Genomic DNA, 19,110 nt, shown 5'->3' with positions numbered 1-19,110 from the left:
GTGGCGGCGAGGGGCGAGACGCAGGCGAACGTCGAGGTGAGCACGCTGGTCGTGCCCGCCTGGCGGCTGCGTTGGCGCGCACCGGAGCTCGCTCTGGTGCTGGGTGAGCGCGCACTTGCGCTCGCCTCCGCCCGTCACGACGAGGCCGACCGCCTGCGGGCGGAGTCGCTGGTGGTCTTCGCGGGCAACCGCGTCGGCCGCGGCGTCCGCATCGCCGACCGCGCGATCGACGCGTTGAAGGCGGCCGAGGCCGCCGGTGAGTACGAGACCGCGTGGCTGCTGCGGGTGGAGCTCGCCGCGTGCGCGCGATCCGTAGGCGCACCGCTGACGGGGTTCGCAGCGGTGACGCCCGTGCTGGAGGCGCCGGACGTGCCCGCGGAGCTGCGGGCGTCGGCTCTGGTGCAGGCCAGCGAATGCCTCGTCACCGTCGGCCGCGGCGACGAACCCACCCTCGCGCTCGCGGAGGCGGACCAGCTCTACGTCGCCGATACGACGCTGGACGACGACACCCGCCTGTTGCTGCGCGGACTGATCCGCGCGGTGCAGGCGGCGCAGCACCGGCGGTGGGGCGACATCGCCGCCGCCATCGGTGCCGCACGTGAAGGCCTCGACCTGCTGAGCAGGTTCACGGACCCGTCGGCGGACAGCGGCCAGGGGCTCGGCCGGCTCACCCTGGAGCTGGTGCTCGCGTTGATGGACGCGAACCGCCTGCTCGACGCGAGCGCGGCCGGCACCCCGCTGCTCGACCGCCCGGTGCGTGCGCCGTCGGCGTCCACCACCGGCTGGCTGCGCCTGGCTCTGGCGACACGAGTGCACCTGCCCGCGGGCAGGGTCGCACTCGCCAGGGAGATGCTGCGCGAAGCCGCGGTGAGCGCCGAACGCCATCAGCTCGACACCCTGATGGCGGAAAGCCTGCTCGCGCTGGCCCACGTGCACGAGGTGTCCGGTGAACTGGCCGAGGCGCTGACGAACCTGCGTTCGGCTCACGCTGCCGAACGCCGCCGGGCCCGCGCCGTCTACGCGGTGCGCGCCCGACTCGCCGCCGAGTTCTCCGGCGTCCACAGACAGCCGGCCGACCTGCACCAGCAACTGGCGAGCCTGCTCCGCCCGGTCGAGGGCATGCCCGCCGTCACCGACGGTGTGCTGTCCGCCGCACTGAAGCAACAGCTGCGCCAGTGGCGCCCGGTCCAGGTCCGCAAGGGCGAGGGCTTGAAGGACAGGCGCGTTCGCCGCGCCGCCGAAGACATGACCGTGGAAGGCTTGTCCGCGGCCCGCCAGCACGCCGCCGACCGGTGGCGCATGGTCCAGCCGTTCGGCGAGCCCGACGACAAAACCCCGGAACCTGTGGAACTGCCACCCGCATCCCCGTCCCCTTCCTCTGATCGCACCGTCCCGGCCTCGGGCCTGATCGCCTCTGCGGGAGCCATGGTGAGCGGCCGCCGTCGCGCCGCCCGTGTGGCCGCGGGCGAGATCGAGGACGACCAGCCCACCACCGTCACCGAAACCCCTCCCGCCCCGGAACCGCCGGCGCCGCAGCCGCAGCTGTCCGTCGAGCAGGAACGCAAGCGCAAGGTCGAGCAGCAGCTCATGGAGTTGCAGCGCGAGGCTCGCCGCCAGATCGAGGCGGAACGCCAGGCCCGCGCCGAACAACGTGCTCAGGCGGAACGCGAAGCTCGGGCCGCGGAGGAAGCGGCGCGCCAGGAGGCCGCGCGCCAAGAGGCTGCCCGCCAGGAAGCCGCCCGTGAAGAGGCCGCGCGGCAGGAAGCCGCCCGTCAGGAGGCCGCGCGTCTGGAAGCGGCTGCCCGCGAGAAGGCTGCGCGTCAGGAGGCGGCTCGTCTGGAGGCCGCGCGTCAGGAAGCGGCCCGTCTGGAGGCCGCCCGCGAAGAGGCCGCTCGCAAGGAAGAGGCTCGCCGGGAAGCCGCCCGTCAGGAGGCGGTGCGCCGGGACGTCGCCCGCCAGGAAGCGGCTCATCAGGAAGTCGCGCGTCAGGCCGCCGAACGCGAAGCCGCTGCCCGCGAGGAGGCAGCGCGCGCGCAAGCCGCCCGCGAGGAAACCGGCACGTCCCAGCCGGAAAGCGTGCTCGACATGCTCAAGGCCCAGGGGCTGCGAGCCGGCGGCCGTCGCCGGGCGAGGGACACCGAGTCGCAGTCCGACACCCCGTCGTGGCGGGTGGAACCCCCGTCCCGCCTCCGCCAGGAGGACTCGGGCGCAGAACCGCAGAACCCCTTCGCCGCCTCGGCCGGCGCCCATTCGTCTCCAGAGGACCAGCCGAACCACCTCGGCGACCAGAGCACCCCGGACCGCCCCAGCCGTTCGGGCCTGTCCGCGGCGTTCGCCCGCCCGCCGGCGTCCCCGGACTTCGGCCCCCACCTGGACGAGCCGGCCTACCCGCCGCACACCCCGGCATCAGGCTTTCCCTCGGCCGCCCAAGACCCGGACGAGCGCAGGCTCCCCGACCTGGACTTCAGCTCGCTCGACTTCAGCGCCCCGAAGCCGGCTGCCTCCCCGGAGCCGGAACCAGACCGCGAACCGCTGCCGCCCGTCCCGGACCCGATCCCGTCGGTGCCGACGCCGGACGAGATCCCGCAGCCCTCCGAGCCGGACCTGATGTCGAGCACCTTCCTGAGCTCCGCGGACGTGGAGGACGACGCCTCGGACGTCCCGACGGTCCCGGTACCCCGCCCCGACCCGGCCGAGAAACCCGCCTTCGGCACGCAACCGACGTTCGGCACGCAGACCTTCGGCACCCAGCCCGCCTTCGGAACCCAAACGGGCTTCGGCACGCAACCGGCTTTCGGCTCCGACCCCGCTCCGGGCACACAGCCCGACTCGGCCGGTCAGTCCGGCGTCGGCTCTGAGACCGGGTTCGGCGCGCAATCCGACCCCACCAGCCTGCCCGGCGTGACGGCGCCAGAGGGTTCAGCCCAACCTGATTTCGCCAGCGGTTCCGACTCGGCCCCGCAGTACGACTTCTTCGCCACGGGCTCCGAGTCGCCTGACGCGTCGGCTCAAGTGAGCAGCGAGTCGGCAGACGCCACTCCCGCCACGACGCCGATCAGCACGCCGTCGGGCGAGCAGGCAGGCGAATCTGGTGGCCGGGCGGGCCGTCCGAGCAGTCGTCGCAGGCCGAGCGACCTCAGCCTCGCGGATCTGCTCGCCGAGGCGCTGGTGGCCTACGAAACGGGCCGTCGCTCCGACGAGGAGCAGCTCGAAGCCGCCGACCTGTCCCCTGCGGACTGGTCGGCCGGTGAATCGGGGTCCAGCGCCGAAACCGCCTCCGAGCCGGCCAGCGCGGACTCCGCGGCTGGTCGAGGGGAGTCGTTCGGCTCGTCGCAGGCATCGGCGGTGTCGGAGACGTCGTTCGGCTCGCAGGAGTCGGTGGAGTCCGGGGCGGGTGCCGAGTCGAGCTCGGACTCGATGTTTCGCTTCGGCTTGCCGCCGTTGTCAGCGGAGTCGACGGCGGAGGCTCGCCCGGCCGCGGACTCAGGTTTCGGCTCTGCGTACGGCTTGCAGCCGGATGACTCCTCGACGGAGGCCCGGCCCAGCTCCGACTCGTACTTCGGCACTGGCCCGTCCTTCGGCACCCGGCAGGACACTGCGGCCGAAGCCCTGCCCAGCTCGGACGCCTCCGGGACGAGTCCGTCCTTCGGGTCTCCGCAGGTACCGCAGGAAACAGGTGACAGCCGGCTGAGCTCGGAGTCCTACTTCCTCCCGGAACAGCCCTCGGTCGAGCCGCAGCCCTTCACCTCTCAACCCGCGGCCGAGCCGTTCGTGCCGCAGCCAGCCGCTGAGCCCTACGTGCCACAGCCAGCCGCTGAGCCCTACGTGCCACAGCCAGCAGCCGAGCCCTTCGCCCAGCCGTTCGCCGAACAGCAGCCCTACACCCAGCAGCCGTTCGGCCAGCCCACCTTCGGCTCGCAGCCCTTCGCTTCCCAGCCCTTCGCCTCCCAACCGGAAGCGGCCCCCACCCCAGCTGCACCGGCCGAGTCCGAACAGGAGAAGACCGGCCCGATCGTCCCCGTGGGTGCCGCCCCGGATAACGAGACGACCGGTCCCATCCGTCCCGTTCGCCCGGACGGGCCGGCCGGGTGGACGTTGCCGGGGGTGTGAGGTGGTCAGCGCCACACCTCAAGCCTTGCCCAACTCGCCCGTGCGCACCTGAGCGTGCGGTTGGGGGAATTCCTCGGTTCGGCGGTCGGTGTACGCCGGGCCCGTGATCTGTTGTGTGCCACGGATCGGGTGGTTGCGGACCGTCCGAACCAGCCGCGTTCGTGGCGCGCCCGCGATGCGGAATGTGTTGTCACGACTGATGATGTGACTCGATTCAGCCCTCGATTCAGTGGTTCGACAGTGCCCCTCCCGTTGCCGGTGACGGCCCTCACCCCATCTAGGGTGGGGGCGGACCCGGCACACAGAGGTGCCGGATAGCGTGGAGTCGCCTGAAGATGACCTCGACTGGAGCCCCGACCCGAACCGACGACATCTCCGCGGTACCCGCCGCGGGTGATGACAGTCGAACGGCCAGTCCTGAGCAGGTCCGTGACGAGCTGATCGAACGGGCCGCCGCCAATGCCCCCGAACTCGCTGATCTGATCCGCCTCTTCTACCGGCACGTGCCCGCCGAGGAAGTCAACGACGACGACCCGGTGGACCTGGTCGGAGCGGTGCGGTCGAACTACCAGCTCGCCGAGAGCCGCGTTCCCGGACGCGCCGCGGTGCGCATCCTCAACCCGACACGGGCGACCGACGGGTGGCAGTGTCCTGTCACCGTGGTCCAGGTCGTCACGGACGACATGCCCTATCTCGTGGACTCGGTCGCGTCCGAGCTCACGCGGGGCGGTGTGCAGGTGCAGCGCGTTGTGCACCCCATCGTCGTCGTGCGGCGTGACCCGGTCACCGGTGAGCGCACCGAGGTGCTGCCGCTCGCGGATCCGGCCGATCCGCCCGCGGATGCGCTGGCCGAGTCGTGGATGAACATCGAGGTCGACCTCATCACCGACCCCGATCGGGCCCGCGAGCTCGAGACCCGGCTGCTGACGGTGCTCACCGACGTCCGCGAGGTCGTCGAGGACACCGACCGCATGGTGACCACGGCGCTGCAGCTGGCCGAGGAGCTGGAGAAGGACTCGTCCGAGGACACCACGGACGGCGCGAAGCTGCTCAAATGGCTCGCGGACGGGCATTTCACGTTCATGGGCTACCGGCAGTACGAGCTGGTGCAGGAGGACGGCGAACCGGCGCTGCGGGCCGTGCTCGCGAGCGGTCTCGGTGTGCTTCGGCAGGACAGCCTCGCGGCGCGCAGCCTCACCGCCGGGCCGGACAACGGCGCGCAGGCGCTCAGCCCCGAGCTGCTGGTGCTGACGCAGGCGAGTGCGCAGAGCAGCGTGCACCGCAGCGTCTACCCCTACTACGTGGGCGTGAAGACGTTCGACGCCGAGGGCAACGTCTCCGGTGAGCACCGGTTCCTGGGCATCTTCAGCACCACCGCGCTGCACGAGGACGTGCTCGACATCCCGGTGATCGAGCGCCGCGTGCGCGAGGTGATCCACCGCGCGGGCTTCCCGCTGCAGTCCTACTCGGGCCAGCGGATGCTCGAGGTGATCCAGAACTACCCGCGCACCGAGCTGTTCTCGGTGGACAGCGACACGCTGTACCAGACCACGACGGGCGTCATCGCTCTCGCGGAACGGCGGCGGCTGCGGCTGTTCCTGCGCCGCGACCCGTTCGGCCGCTTCTTCTCGTGCCTGGTCTACCTGCCGCGCGACCGCTACACGACGACGAGCCGCCTCGCGATGCAGGAGGTGCTGCTCGCCGAGCTCGGTGGCCTGAACCTCGAGTACAGCGCGCGCATCGGCGAGTCCGCGCTCGCCCGCGTGCACTTCATGGTGCACACGGACCCCGCGCGCACGCTGGAGCCGGACGTCCATGCGATCCAGGCCAAGCTCGCCGAGGCCGTGCGCAGCTGGGACGACCGCATGGTCGAGGCCGTCGGAGGCGACGACCTCGGCGCCGAGTCGGCCACGGAACAGGGCCAGCGGTTCGCCTCGGTCTTCCCGGAGGCCTACAAGGAGGACTTCCCGGCCTCCACGGGTCTCGAGGACTACCGGCGCATCGAGAAGCTCGTCGAGGGCGACCTCGACATGGTCTTCTACGTGCCCGAGGACGCCGAGCCGGGGGAGCGGCGCTTCAAGCTGTTCGTGACCGGTGCCGGTATCACGCTGTCCGACGTGCTGCCGATGTTGCAGCGCATGGGCGTCATCGTGGTCGACGAGCGGCCGTACGAGATCGCCCGCGAAGACGGCGTGCAGTGCTGGATCTACGACTTCGGCCTGCGCATCGACTCGGCCGCGCTCGCGCAGCTGTCCGAGGCCGACCTCGAGAACGTCCGCGAGCGGTTCCAGAACGCGTTCGCCGCCGTCTGGCGCGGTGAGGCCGAGGTCGACCGGTTCAACTCGCTGGTGCTGCAGGCCGGGCTCACCTGGCAGCAGGCCGCGATGCTGCGCGCGTACACGAAGTACCTGCGGCAGGCGGGCACGCCGTACTCGCAGGACTACATCGAGGACGCCGTGCTCGGTCACACGAGCGTGGCGATCGCGCTGGTCGCGTTGTTCGAGGCCCGGTTCGACCCGCGCCTGGACGAGCCGACGCGGGCCGACCGCACCGAGACGATGGTCGTCGAGATCGGCAAGCTGATCGACGACGTGACGAGCCTCGACGCGGACCGGATCCTGCGCAGCCTGCTCGCGCTGATCAACGCCACGCTGCGGACGAACTACTTCTTCCGCGACGCCGACGGCAACTCCCGGCCGTACCTGTCGGTCAAGCTCGACCCGCAGGCGATCCCGGACCTGCCTGCGCCGCGGCCGAAGTTCGAGATCTTCGTGTACTCGCCGCGGGTCGAGGGCGTGCACCTGCGGTTCGGCAGCGTCGCGCGTGGTGGTCTGCGCTGGTCCGACCGCCGCGAGGACTTCCGCACGGAGATCCTCGGCCTGGTCAAGGCGCAGGCCGTGAAGAACGCGGTGATCGTGCCGGTCGGCGCCAAGGGCGGCTTCGTCGTCAAGAAGCCGGTCCCGCCGACGGGTGATCCCGGCATCGACCGCGAGAACTTCATGTCCGAGGGCATCGCCTGCTACAAGATGTTCATCTCGGGCCTGCTCGACCTCACCGACAACCTGATCAACAACGAGGTCGTGCCCGCGCCGCAGGTCGTGCGCTACGACGGCGACGACACGTACCTCGTCGTGGCCGCGGACAAGGGCACCGCGACGTTCTCCGACATCGCGAACGGCGTCAGCCAGAGCTACGGCTTCTGGCTGGGCGACGCGTTCGCCTCCGGTGGCTCGATTGGCTACGACCACAAGGCCATGGGCATCACGGCCAAGGGCGCGTGGGAGAGCGTGAAGCGCTCGTTCCGCGAGCTCGGCGTGGACACGCAGTCCGAGGAGTTCACCGTCGTCGGCATCGGCGACATGTCCGGTGACGTGTTCGGCAACGGCATGATGCTGTCCGAGCACATCCGGCTCGTGGCCGCGTTCGACCACCGGCACGTCTTCATCGACCCGAACCCCGTCGCGGCCACCTCGTTCGCCGAGCGGGTGCGGCTGTTCAACGTCCCGCGCTCGTCGTGGGACGACTACGACCGCTCGCTGATCAGCGAGGGCGGCGGCGTCTTCCCGCTGTCGGCGAAGTCGATCCCGATCTCGGAGCAGGCCCGCGTCGCGCTGGGACTGGCAGAGGGCGTGGAGAAGCTGTCGCCGCCGGAGCTCAAGAAGGCGATCCTGCTCTCGCCGGTCGACCTGCTCTGGAACGGCGGCATCGGCACCTACGTCAAGGCGTCGACCGAGTCGCACGCCGACGTCGGCGACAAGGCCAACGACGCGATCCGCGTCAACGGCGCCGACCTGCGCGTGAAGGTCGTCGGTGAGGGCGGCAACCTGGGGCTGACCCAGCGCGGCCGCATCGAGTTCGCGCGCAGCGGCGGCAAGGTCAACACCGACGCGCTCGACAACTCCGCCGGCGTCGACTGCTCCGACCACGAGGTCAACATCAAGATCCTGCTGGACCACCTGGTCCGGGAGGGCTCGCTGGAGCAGCAGCAGCGCAACGAGGTCCTCGGCGAGATGACCGACGAGGTCGGCGAGCTCGTGCTCGCCGACAACTACTCGCAGAACAACGTCCTGGGCGTCAGCAGGGCGCACGCCGCCCCGATGCTGTCGGTGCACGCGCGCCTCACGGCCGACCTCGAGCAGCGCGGTGCGCTCAACCGCGAGCTGGAGGCGTTGCCGAGCCCGGCGGAGTTCAAGGCGCTGGAGAAGAACGGCGAGGGCCTCACCTCGCCCGAGCTCGCCACGCTGCTCGCGTTCACCAAGCTCACGCTGAAGGAAGAGCTGCTCGCGAGCGACATCCCGACGATCGACACGTTCAAGAACAAGCTGCCGGACTACTTCCCGACCCTGCTGCGCGAGCGTTTCGGGGCTGCCATCCCGAACCACCCGCTGGCCAGGCAGATCATCACCACGGTGGTCGTCAACGAGGTCGTCGACGGCGGCGGCGTGTCCTACGCGTTCCGGCTGGCCGAGGAGATGAGCGCGTCGGCGACCGACGCGGTCCGCTCCTACGCCGTCGTGACCGAGGTCTTCGACCTGCCGGCGATCTGGCGCGAGATCCAGGCGCTGGACAACGTGGTTCCGACGGCGGTCCAGGACAGCATGGTCCTGGAGACCCGCCGGCTGCTCGACCGCGCGTCCCGCTGGCTGCTCTCGAACCGCCCGCAGCCGCTGGCGGTGGGCTCGACGATCAACCGCTTCCGCGGCGTGGTCGAGGAGCTCAGCCCGTACGCCTTCGACCTGTTGCAGGGCAGGGAGTACGACGTGGTCGCAAACAAGGCGGACCGGTACGTCGAACAGGGCGTCCCGGCCGAGCTGGCCCGCAAGGTCGCCGCGCTGCTGTACATGTACGGCCTGCTCGACGTCACCGAGATCGCCGAGCTGGCCGAACGCGAGTTCGGGCCGACCGGCGGCGCGGGCCCGGAGCGCACGCACCGGGAGACGGCCGAGGTGTACTTCGCGCTGTCCGACCACCTCGACATCGACCACATGCTGGACTCGGTGACGAGCCTGGAACGCGGCAACCGCTGGCACGCCCTGGCTCGGCTGGCTCTGCGCGACGACTTCTACTCGTCGTTGCGGGCCATCTCCATCGACGTGCTGAGGGCGAGCGACGAGGGCGACACACCGACCGAGAAGATCGCCAAGTGGGAGCAGGCCAACGCTTCCCGCCTGGCTCGCTCTCGCGGCGCGCTGGAGGAGATCAACCGGGTCCACCAGCTGGACCTGGCCACGCTCTCCGTCGCCGCCCGCCAGGTGCGGAGCATGGTCAGGTAGCGAGCACCAGCCGAAAGCCAGGGGCCTGTGGACAACTCCACAGGCCCCTGGCGCCTTTCCGGTAGCGTTTCGCAGGTCAGGAGGTACGCGGCCGATGTAGCCGCGAGTTGTCCACAGGATTTTGGAGGCGCCGGGAACCGAAATCGCCGTTCAATCGTTGCGCCAGGAGGAAGCGCGCGGGGGGAGCGTGTGCAGCACGGTGAGCAGCCGGGGCCGAGCACCCCGACCGCGGCAGGGACGGTACCGATCGTGACTCGTCCGCCCGAGCACGCAGGGCTCGAACGCGGTGCCCCGGTCCGCCGGTGCAGCACTCCTCACAACGCCACGATCAGAACCTGACAGCACGCGACGAAGACGATCGAGGACAGCCGAACGGCACCGGCGCCAACTCGTGGGGCCGGAAGAACATGGGGCGGGAAGAACGCAGCCTCGTCCGCCGGGGATGGCGGGGATCACCGCGATCGGTGCGAACAGCCTGCCGAAGAACGCGGTAGCAGAGCCTGCAGGGTGATCGGCGGCGCGCGTGACGCAGCTCGGTTGGCGAGAGCCGGCTGTCGACTTTCGATCGGCTGGCGTGGAGATCCTGTGAAGGTTCGCGGGCTGTAGGGTCCCTGCATGGGTGTCTTCGTCACGGGTGTGCGACCGCGGTGGTCGGACATGGATGCGTTCGGCCACGTCAACCACGCGAACACGGTGACGTTGCTGGAAGAGGCCCGCATCGAGCTGCTGTTCACCGAGGCCGCCCGGCACGGCGTCAAGGAGATGGCCGAGGGCATGGTCGTGGCGCGGCTCGTCGTCGACTACCTGGCGCCGATCGTGTTCACGGGCGAGGACGTCGTGGTCGAGATGTCGGTGCGGGAGCTCAAGTCCGCGTCGTTCACGCTCGACTACGTGGTGCGCGGCAGCCGCGAGCCGAACAGTCCCGTGGTCACCAAGGCGGAGACGCTCATGGCGCCCTACAACGTGACCACCGCACGGCCTCGGCGCCTGACCGACGCCGAGCGCGATTTCCTCGCCGGGTGGCGAGCAGGGGGTAATGGTGCCTGAGCTGGTGCTGGCCGACGCGGCCGAGAGAGACGACCTCGGGGCGTTCGCGGCGCGGGCGGTGCGGCTCGACGGCCAGACCGTCGTGCGGCTGCGCAACCGCAACGAGGAACTGCTGGACGCGTGGGTCGCCACGCCGTTCGACACGCTCGCCACGCGAACCGTTGCGGGGCAAGCGAATCCGACCGACGTGACGGTGTCGGGCTCCGAGTTGCTGACGGGCCTCGCGGTCATGCGGGACGAACGCATCGACCCCGGACCCGCAAAGGACCTGATGTGGCGTTCGGCCCTGCCGCCCGCCGAGGGCTGGCTGATGGTGGACCGGCTGCCCGTCGAGGTCGTCTCGAAGCTCGCGGACGAAGGCGTCGAGGTGGCGCGGGAGAACACCGGCCCGCACGGGACGCCTCCCGCGTCGTTGCTCGACCAGACCGTGCTGACGGTCAGCGGGTCCGGGCTGGACGTGAAGATCCCGCTGCGGTGCCTGTTCGCCTTGTCGGGCATGGGTTTCCTCGGCGAGAACGGCGACGTCCGGGTCACCGCGACCGACTCGTGGCTGCGCATCGACGCCAAGTTCGGCGCCGTGGTCCGCAGAAGGCACTCGATGCTGCCGCTGATCGTCTGATCCGGGCCGCATGATCGTGGCACGATGTCGCGCGTGTCCGCCGATACGCACGAGGAGATCGAGTACCGCGTCTCCACGCTGGAGCTCTTCTTCGACCTGGTCTTCGTCTTCACGATCACGCAGCTGACCGGCAAACTGGCGGACGACACGTCGCCGCTGGGGTTCGCGCAGATCGTGATCATGCTGTTCGTGATCCTCTGGATGTACTTCGGGTACGTCTGGCTGACGAACGCCGTCCCGCCGAACACCACTCTCCGGCGGTTGCTGCTCATGGGCGGCATGGGCGGATTCCTGGTCATCGCGCTGGCGGTGCCGAACGCGTTCGGCACCGCCGGAATCGCGTTCGGCATCGGGTACCTGATCGTGAACCTGGTGCACTCCGGGCTGTTCATCTCGGCGGCCGGGCCGGGATCGGCGGCGGCCATGGCGAGGCTCGCGCCGTTCAACCTCGGGTCGGCGGGACTGGTGTTCGTCGGTGGGTTCCTGCCCAGCACGTGGCGGGCGGTGGCGTGGACCGCGGCGGTCGTGCTCATGATCCTGTCGCCGTACGTGAACCGGCGGCACGGCGAGTTCCAGATCAGGTCGGCCCACTTCGTGGAACGGCACGGGCTCGTGGTCATCGTGGCGCTCGGCGAGTCGATCATCGCCATCGGCATCGGGGCGGCGGGACTGCCGATCAACCTGCAGCTCGTCGTGGCGTCCCTGCTCGGTCTCGCATTGGTTTACCAGCTCTGGTGGTGCTACTTCGGCCGTGAGCAGGACGCGCGCGCAGAGCACAACCTCGCGAGCATGACGCCGTCCGACCGTGCACGTGCGGCGCTCTCGGCGTTCGGGTTCGCGCACGCGCCGATCCTGCTCGGCATCGTCGTCGTCGCGGTCGGGGTGAAGAAGACGATCGGGCACGCCACCGAGCACCTCTACTTCAGCGGAGCGCTGGCGCTGGGTGGCGGCGCGGCGATCTTCCTGCTGGGCGAGATCTACTTCCGGTGGCGGCTGCGGATCGGCAGCAACACGTGGCGGACCGCCGCAGTGATCGCGGCACTCGCGACCGTGCCGATCGGGTTGTGGCTCGCGATCGCCCAACTCGCCGCGCTCGTGCTCGTGTTCGGTGTACTTCTGGTGGTGGAGGGCAAACGGGCCGTGTGATACGGATCGCACTTCCGCTCCGGCGTCATGTTCCAGGCCCCCTGACGTTTTACTAAGGACGAACGACTAGCTCTGGGGGTTGACCAGTGGAGTTTCGCCTCCTCGGACCGATCGAGGTCGTCGACGGGGGCCGGGCACTGCCGGTGGGAGGGCCGAAGCCGCGGACGCTGCTCGCGGTCCTCGCGCTGTCAGCCGGCCGCACGGTGCCGGTCGACTCGCTGATCGACGCCGTCTGGGGCGAGGACCCGCCGGACACCGCGCGCGCGGCGCTGCACACGTACGTGTCGTCGATCCGCCGGTCGCTGAAGGTCGATGTCATCAGCCGGGACGCCGGCGGTTACCGGCTCGACGGAACCACTGACCACAAGAAGTTCGTCGACCTCGTGGCACGCGCACGGTCCGAGCAGAATCCCGCGCTCTACCGCGAGGCTCTCGGCCTGTGGCGGGGCGAACCGCTCGGCGGCGCCCAGGGGACGTGGGCCGACAACGAACGCGCACGGCTGGGAGAGCTGCGGTACGCGGCGATCGAGGAACGGGTCGAGGCTGAGCTTCAGCGCGGTGACGCCACCGACATCGCGGAGCTGACGAGCCTGGTCGCCGGGCAGCCGTTGCGCGAACGGTTGCGCGCCCAGCTCATGCGCGCGCTGCACCAGGCGGGACGGCAGGCCGACGCCCTCGCGGTGTACCAGGAGGGCAGGACCGTCCTCGACGAGGAGCTGGGCCTCGAACCCGGCGCGGAGCTGCGGCAGGCCCACGACCTCGTCCTCCAGGGTGACGACCACCAGCCCGAACCGGTCGAGGTGACCCGGCCGAGCCAGCTGCCGTTCGACATCGCCGACTTCACGGGGCGACGCACCGAGACCGCCGAACTGCTCAAGAAGCTCAGGCAGGAGGCGACCGGCTCACGGCTGTGCGCCGTCTACGGCAAGCCCGGCGCGGGCAAGAGCACGCTCGCCATGCACGTCGCCCACCTGCTGCGCGACGACTTCCCCGACGGCCAGCTCTACGCGTCGTTGCGGGGAGTGCAGACCGTGAGGTCCGATCCCGCCGAAGTGCTCGGTGGGTTCCTGCGCGCGCTCGGCGTCGTGGACCTGCCACAGGACATCGACGAACGCACACAGCTCTATCGCTCGTTGCTCGCCAACCGGCGCGTGCTCGTCGTACTGGACGATGCGTCGGACGAACGCCAGGTGCGGCCGTTGCTGCCGGGCGGACACACGAGCGCTGTGCTTGTCACGAGCCGAGAGCGGCTCAGCGCGCTCGAGGGCGCGACTCAGCTCGACCTCGGCGTTCTCGACGACGAAGAGGCGCTGGAGCTCCTCGACACCGTCGTCGGCAACCGGCGGGTCGGAGCCGAGCTCGACGAGGCCCGCGACATCGTGCGGCTGTGCGGACATCTGCCGCTGGCCCTTCGCATCGCGGGCGCCCGGCTCGCCGCACGGCCCCAGTGGCAGCTGCGCAGGCTCGCCGACCGGCTGCGCGTGCAGCACCGCGTCCTGCAGGAACTCACGCTGGGCGATCTCGAAGTGCGCGGCAGTCTCGCGTTGAGCTACGACGGGCTGGAGGAGACCGAACGGGCAGCGCTGCGGCGGCTCGGGTTGCTGGACGTCTCCTCGTTCGGTGGCTGGGTCGTCGGGCCGTTGCTCGGCTGCGACCGCTACGACGCCGAAGACGTCGTGCAACGGCTCGTCGACGCGCAGCTGCTGGACGACACCGGCGGCGACAGGTACCGGTTGCACGACCTGACCAGGGCGTTCGCCAGGGAGCGCGGCGAGTCCGAGGAGACGGACTTCGCCACCGCCGCCACCCGCGCCGCCGAGGCGTGGCTCGCGCTGGTCGAAACCGCGGGCAGCCGGATGCCGCACGCCACGTTCGACATCGACGTCGTGAACCCGCACCTCGACGCCGACCAGGTCGACGAGATCCTCGCCGACCCCGAGGCGTGGTTCGACGCCGAGCAGACCGGGCTCGTCGGCGTCGTGGAACGGGTCAGCGAACTGGATCTGACCGACGTCGCGACCAGGCTCGCGGCCGCGCTGTGCTCGTCGCGGTTCTCCGTGCGCAACCTGTTCGGCCAGTGGTGGCGAACGCACTCCGCGGCCCTCGAAGCCGCCCGCCGCGCCGGTGACACCGACGGTGAGGCCAGGCTGCTCGCCGGACTCGGCTGGCTGCGCTACGAGCAGGACCGCTTCGACGAGGCCGCGTCCTGCTACCAGCAGTCGCTCGCGTTGCGCGAGGACCCGAAGGTGTGGCTCGACCTCAGCACGGTGCAGCGCGAGACCGGTCAGCTGGCCGACGCACGTGCCTCCCTCGACCGCGCGCTGGCCGATCTCACCGAACCTCAGCTGCGCGCCCAGGCGTTGCACGGGCTCGGGCGCGTGCTCACCGAGCAGGACGAGCTGACCGAGGCGCTGAACGCGTGCGAGGAGGCCGTCCGCCTCTACACCGAGCTCGGTGACGACAGGGCCAGGGCCATCGCGGTCAGGTCGGTCGGCATCGTCCACCGCGCCGCCGGCAGGCTCGACGACGCCGCCCGGTGGTGCGAGGAGGCGGTCACGCTCCTGCGCGGCATGGACGACCCGCTGATGTCCGCCTACGCGGTGCAGGCGCTCGCCAAGGTTCGCATCCGGCAGGGACGCGGTGCCGAGGTGCACGAGGAGCTCCTCGCGAGCCTGACCGTGTGCAACGAGATGGGCGACGGCTTCGGCCAGGCCCTCGTCCTGCGCACCCTCGGCGAGCTGCACCTCGCGGACGGCGACTACGCCGAGGCGGTGCGACGCCTCGAGCGCTCGCTGCAGTGGTGGGAGGCGCTGGGCCTGCCCGTCTGGCGTGAGCGAACTGCCCGTGACCTGCAGGAAGCTCGTCAGGGTGAAGCTTCGCTGTCCGTTCTGAAAGTTTTCTGAAAGACCGGTCTGAGGTTTCTTTCAGCGGCGTCCCCGAGTCTTGGTCCATCGCACCGAGAGCAGATGACGAGCCGGTGAGCTACCTGGGGGTGCTCACCGCCTCGTGTGACAGCAGGGGGAACCAGTCATGATCCGCAAGACGATGACCACCGCGATCGCCGGCGTGATCCTCGCTCTCGGTGCGATTCCCGCCAGTGCGGACACCCGCACCGACGTCCGCGACCTGGCCGCGGCGAACCTCGGCAAGACGACGTGCGACACCAACAGCCTCGGTGGACGCGGCTTCATGGACAGCTGCCGCCTCCAGCACGCGTGGTGCGCGGACTTCGCCAGATGGGTCTGGGGCAACCGGAACCTCTACACGGACCGGCTGAACCCCGCGGCGGGCAGCTTCTACCTCTACGGCGAGCAGAACGGCACGATCCACAAGGACGCGTCCTACGTCCCGCAGGTCGGTGACGCGATCGTCTACGACTACTTCGGTGCCGGCAGGGCCAAGCACGTCGCCCTCGTCGACGCGGTCAACGCCGACGGCACGATCCGCGCGATCAACGGCAACTCCGGGGGCACCACCGAGATGAACTCGACCGTCCGGTACTCGACCGGGGTCGGCCGCGTCGGCCAGGTGATCAACGGTCAGACCATCTCCGCGTTCGTGAGCCCGGTCGGGGCCGGCAACGTCCGTTCCGCCGTGTCCCGCATCGGCGTCCGCTTCAACGACTCCTCGGTGCACGTCAAGGAGGGCAACCTCTACGACAGCTGGCTCAACGAGTACAGCGGCGGTGTAGTGAAGTCCGAAGTGGACGGCGACATGATCGGTGTCCTGACCACGTCCGGTGACCTGTTCGTCAAGCAGGGCAACCTCTACGAGACCTGGTACAACCAGACCGGTGGCGTCAAGGACTTCTCGCTGGAGTCGTCGAAGGGCCGCGTGGGCATCGTGCGCACCGACGGCACGGTCGCGGTGAAGGAAGGCGGCCCGCAGGGCACCTGGGTCGAGCAGATGGGCAACGCCAAGGAAGTCGAGCTCTCCGGCGACTACCTGGGTGTGGTCAGCAACGACGGCACCGCGTACGTGAAGAAGGGCAACCTCTACGAGACCTGGACGACGCAGCTCGGTGACGTCGCCGACCTGGAGATCGCGGCTGACCGGATCGGAGCGCTGCGCACCAACGGTTCGCTCACCGTCAAGGACGGCGGCCTCTACGGCTCGTGGGTCGAGCAGACCAACAACGTCAAGGACTTCGACCTCTCCGGCGACTACATCGGTGTCGTGTTCAACGACGGCCTGGCCACGGTGAAGCAGGGCACCCTCTACGCGGGCTGGATCAACCAGCTGGGCTCCGCGAAGGCCATCGAGGTCGACGCCAAGGCCGGACGCATCGGCGTCCTGACCGACAACGGCGCGCTGACCGTGAAGGAAGGCGGCCCGTACGGCTCCTGGGTCAACCAGACCAGCGGCGTCGCAGAGTTCCAGCTGACCAACTACTGATCGGGGGACGAGGGGGCCGCGGGATGCAGATCCCGCGGCCCCCTCGCGCATTCATGAACGACATCCTGCTCAGGGCCGCCAGCTGGGTCGGCGTGCCGTACAGCCAGGAAGCGCTGCACACCAACGAACACGGCACCTACCGCACCGACTGCTCCGGCTACGTCTCCATGGCGTGGGGACTGACCTGCGCCCGCGGCGGCCTCAACACCGTCGACCTCGTCGGGGTGAGCACGCCCATCACGAAGGACGAGCTCCAGCCGGGGGACGTGCTGATCGACGCGAACGGTGACCGCACCACGCGGCACGCCACGATCTTCGTGGGCTGGGCCGACGTCCGCCGCGAGTCGTACTGGGCCTTCGAGCAACGCGGCGGGTGCGGCACCACGATCAGGGTCGTGCCGTACCCGTACGACGACCGCGCCGACAACTACAAGCCCTACCGGCGGCCGCTGCTCGCGGCCGCCTCAGCCGGTCAGACGAGCCAGACCGCGGTGTCCGGGGGCAGCTGATCGCCGTCCATCGGGCCGGACGACAGCAGCACCTGCCCGGGAGGCAGCGGCACGGACGCACCCGACGTGTTCAAAGCGCAGATCAGCCCGCCACCCTTGCGGCGGAACGCGAAGCAGCCCGCCGGGGCGCCGTACCACTCGAGCTCCTCGCCGGAGAACGCCGCGTTGGACTTCCGGTGCTCCAGCGCCTCGCGGTACAGCGACAGCATGGAACCGGGGTCCTCGAGCTGGGCCTCCGCGGTGAGGTGGTCCCACTCGTTCGGCTGCGGCAGCCACGTGTTCACCGCCGTGGAGAACCCGAACGGCGGGGTCGTGCCCTCCCACGGGATCGGCACGCGGCAGCCGTCACGGCCGCGCTCGGTGTGGCCGGAACGCTCCCAGGTCGGGTCCTGCAGGGCCCAGTCCGGCAGCTCCACGTTCGGCAGGCCGAGCTCTTCGCCGTTGTAGAGGTAGATCACGCCCGGCAGCGCCAGTTCGACCAGCGTCATCGCGCGGGCCCGCTGCTCGCCCAGCGCACCGCCGCCGTAGCGGGTCACGTGCCGCACCACGTCGTGGTTGGACAGCGTCCACGTGGCGGGCGTGCCGGTGAGAGCCACGGCGCCCAGCGAGTGCTCGATGGCCGACCGCACGGCGTCGGCGTCGAAGCCCGCCTCGACCAGGCGGAAGTTGAAGCCCAGGTGCAGCTCGTCGGGACGGACGTAGGCGGCGAAGCGCTCGTCGTCCTTCACCCAGATCTCGCCGACGGCCATGGTGCCGGGGTAGCCGTCCATGACCTTGCGGATCATGCGGTGGATCTCGTGCACGCCGTCGTTGTCGAAGCGCGGGTCGTGCGCGTCGTCGGACAGCACGCCGGGGACCTGCGTGCGGATCTCCATGTCCGGCAGGCCCTCGGGCTTGGCCATGCCGTGCGCCACGTCGATGCGGAAGCCGTCGACGCCGCGGTCCAGCCAGAAGCGCAGCGTGTGCTCCAGGTCGGCGCGGACCTCCGGGTGGTCCCAGTTGAGGTCGGGCTGCTCCGGCGCGAACAGGTGCAGGTACCACTGGCCGTCGGGCACGCGGGTCCAGGCGGGGCCGCCGAAGACGGAGACCCAGTTGTTCGGCGGCTGCGAGCCGTCGAAGCCGCGGCCCTCGCGGAAGATGTAGCGCGACCGCTCCATGCTGCCGGGACCGGCCTGCAGCGCCTCCTGGAACCACTCGTGCAGGTCGCTCGTGTGGTTCGGGACCAGATCGACGGTCACCCGGATGTTGTGCTCGTGCGCGTCCGCCACCAGCCGGTCGAACGCGGCCAGGTCGCCGAAGAGCGGGTCGACGTCACGCGGGTCGGCGACGTCGTAGCCGTGGTCGGCCATCGGCGAGCGGTAGAACGGGGTGAGCCACAGGGCGTCGACCCCGAGCAGTTCCAGGTAGCCGAGGCGGGACCGGATGCCGTCGAGGTCGCCGACGCCGTCGCCGTTGGAGTCGGCGAAGGAGCGCACGTACACCTGGTAGAAGACGGCGTCACGCCACCAGGCGGCCTCTTCGGCGATCTCGGGGGTGAGGTCGGAGGATCGTCGCACGGGGGGTCATCCTGCCATTCGTATCGCTGCGAAAGGACCCGTTCGGGTGATGGGCGCTCAGGACCAGCTGTTCATCAGACTGTTCGCGGCCATCTCCAGGTAGTCCCAGAGCTGCTTGCGGTGTGCCTCGTCCAGGCCGGCCTCGTCGACGGCGATCCGCATGCAGCGCAGCCACGCGTCGCGTTCGATCGGTCCGATCTTGAACGGCACGTGACGCATCCGCAGCCTCGGGTGGCCCCGGTTCTCCGAATAGGTGTGAGGGCCGCCCCAGTACTGCATGAGGAACAGCCGTAGTCGCTCTTCCGCAGGTCCGAGGTCCTCTTCCGGGTACAGGGGGAGGAGGATCTCGTCGGCCTTCACCTCTTTGTAGAAGCGCGCGACGATGCGGTGGAACGTCTCCTCGCCACCGACCTGTTCGAAGAAGCTCACGGGGTTGCCCACACGTCCATCCTGAC

10 protein-coding genes are annotated in these 19,110 nt (G+C 70.1%); 8 read left to right on the top strand and 2 right to left on the bottom strand.

The window, feature by feature from the left end; translation table 11 throughout:
* The 8 genes from ACFOWZ_RS33010 to ACFOWZ_RS32975 all read left to right on the top strand — a co-directional run bounded on the left by ACFOWZ_RS33010 (position 1) and on the right by ACFOWZ_RS32975 (position 17,099).
* Positions 1–4,110 (top strand): hypothetical protein, encoded by a 4,110-nt coding sequence (locus ACFOWZ_RS33010; protein WP_382377870.1) that lies wholly within the window; start codon positions 1–3, stop codon positions 4,108–4,110.
* Positions 4,111–4,445: 335 nt separating this feature from the next.
* Positions 4,446–9,383: an NAD-glutamate dehydrogenase gene (locus ACFOWZ_RS33005; RefSeq protein ID WP_382377869.1), complete on the top strand. Its 4,938-nt coding sequence runs from the start codon at positions 4,446–4,448 to the stop codon at positions 9,381–9,383.
* 615 nt (positions 9,384–9,998) lie between these two features.
* The gene (locus ACFOWZ_RS33000; protein WP_382377868.1) at positions 9,999–10,430 is read left to right on the top strand and encodes an acyl-CoA thioesterase; all 432 of its coding nucleotides are present in this window, start codon (positions 9,999–10,001) and stop codon (positions 10,428–10,430) included.
* Complete coding sequence (locus tag ACFOWZ_RS32995; RefSeq protein ID WP_382378079.1) at positions 10,423–11,049, top strand: hypothetical protein; 627 nt, start codon at positions 10,423–10,425, stop codon at positions 11,047–11,049. Before ACFOWZ_RS33000 ends, ACFOWZ_RS32995 begins: the two co-directional genes overlap by 8 nt.
* Positions 11,050–11,082: 33 nt before the next feature.
* The gene (locus tag ACFOWZ_RS32990; protein WP_382377867.1) at positions 11,083–12,195 is read left to right on the top strand and encodes a low temperature requirement protein A; all 1,113 of its coding nucleotides are present in this window, start codon (positions 11,083–11,085) and stop codon (positions 12,193–12,195) included.
* Between the two features lie 86 nt (positions 12,196–12,281).
* Complete coding sequence (locus ACFOWZ_RS32985; RefSeq protein WP_382377866.1) at positions 12,282–15,098, top strand: AfsR/SARP family transcriptional regulator; 2,817 nt, start codon at positions 12,282–12,284, stop codon at positions 15,096–15,098.
* 127 nt (positions 15,099–15,225) lie between these two features.
* Complete coding sequence (locus ACFOWZ_RS32980) at positions 15,226–16,590, top strand: CHAP domain-containing protein (RefSeq protein ID WP_382377865.1); 1,365 nt, start codon at positions 15,226–15,228, stop codon at positions 16,588–16,590.
* Positions 16,591–16,643: 53 nt separating this feature from the next.
* Entirely contained in the window at positions 16,644–17,099 is a 456-nt protein-coding gene (locus ACFOWZ_RS32975; RefSeq protein ID WP_382377864.1) for a hypothetical protein, read from the top strand.
* Here the strand turns inward: ACFOWZ_RS32975 and ACFOWZ_RS32970 are convergent.
* Both ACFOWZ_RS32970 and ACFOWZ_RS32965 read right to left on the bottom strand, forming a co-directional pair.
* The gene (locus tag ACFOWZ_RS32970) at positions 17,063–18,655 is read right to left on the bottom strand and encodes a glycoside hydrolase family 13 protein (protein WP_382377863.1); all 1,593 of its coding nucleotides are present in this window, start codon (positions 18,653–18,655) and stop codon (positions 17,063–17,065) included. The two genes, ACFOWZ_RS32975 and ACFOWZ_RS32970, sit on opposite strands and share 37 nt — an antisense overlap.
* Before the next feature lie 57 nt (positions 18,656–18,712).
* Complete coding sequence (locus tag ACFOWZ_RS32965; RefSeq protein WP_030468201.1) at positions 18,713–19,096, bottom strand: globin; 384 nt, start codon at positions 19,094–19,096, stop codon at positions 18,713–18,715.
* Between the last annotated feature and the right edge of the window lie 14 nt (positions 19,097–19,110).

The sequence above is a fragment of the Lentzea rhizosphaerae genome (assembly GCF_042649515.1).
Taxonomy (GTDB): Bacteria; Actinomycetota; Actinomycetes; order Mycobacteriales; family Pseudonocardiaceae; genus Lentzea; species Lentzea aerocolonigenes.
The sequence above is the reverse complement of the archived record's forward strand: the minus strand, read 5'-3'. Positions and strand labels throughout refer to the sequence as shown.

Bases quoted from the DNA above. Each gene is read 5' to 3' on its own strand.
- ACFOWZ_RS33005 (WP_382377869.1), top strand. From the start codon at position 4,446: ATGACCTCGACTGGAGCCCCGACCCGAACCGACGACATCTCCGCGGTA.
- ACFOWZ_RS33000 (WP_382377868.1), top strand. From the start codon at position 9,999: ATGGGTGTCTTCGTCACGGGTGTGCGACCGCGGTGGTCGGACATGGAT.
- ACFOWZ_RS32980 (WP_382377865.1), top strand. From the start codon at position 15,226: ATGATCCGCAAGACGATGACCACCGCGATCGCCGGCGTGATCCTCGCT.
- ACFOWZ_RS32975 (WP_382377864.1), top strand. From the start codon at position 16,644: ATGAACGACATCCTGCTCAGGGCCGCCAGCTGGGTCGGCGTGCCGTAC.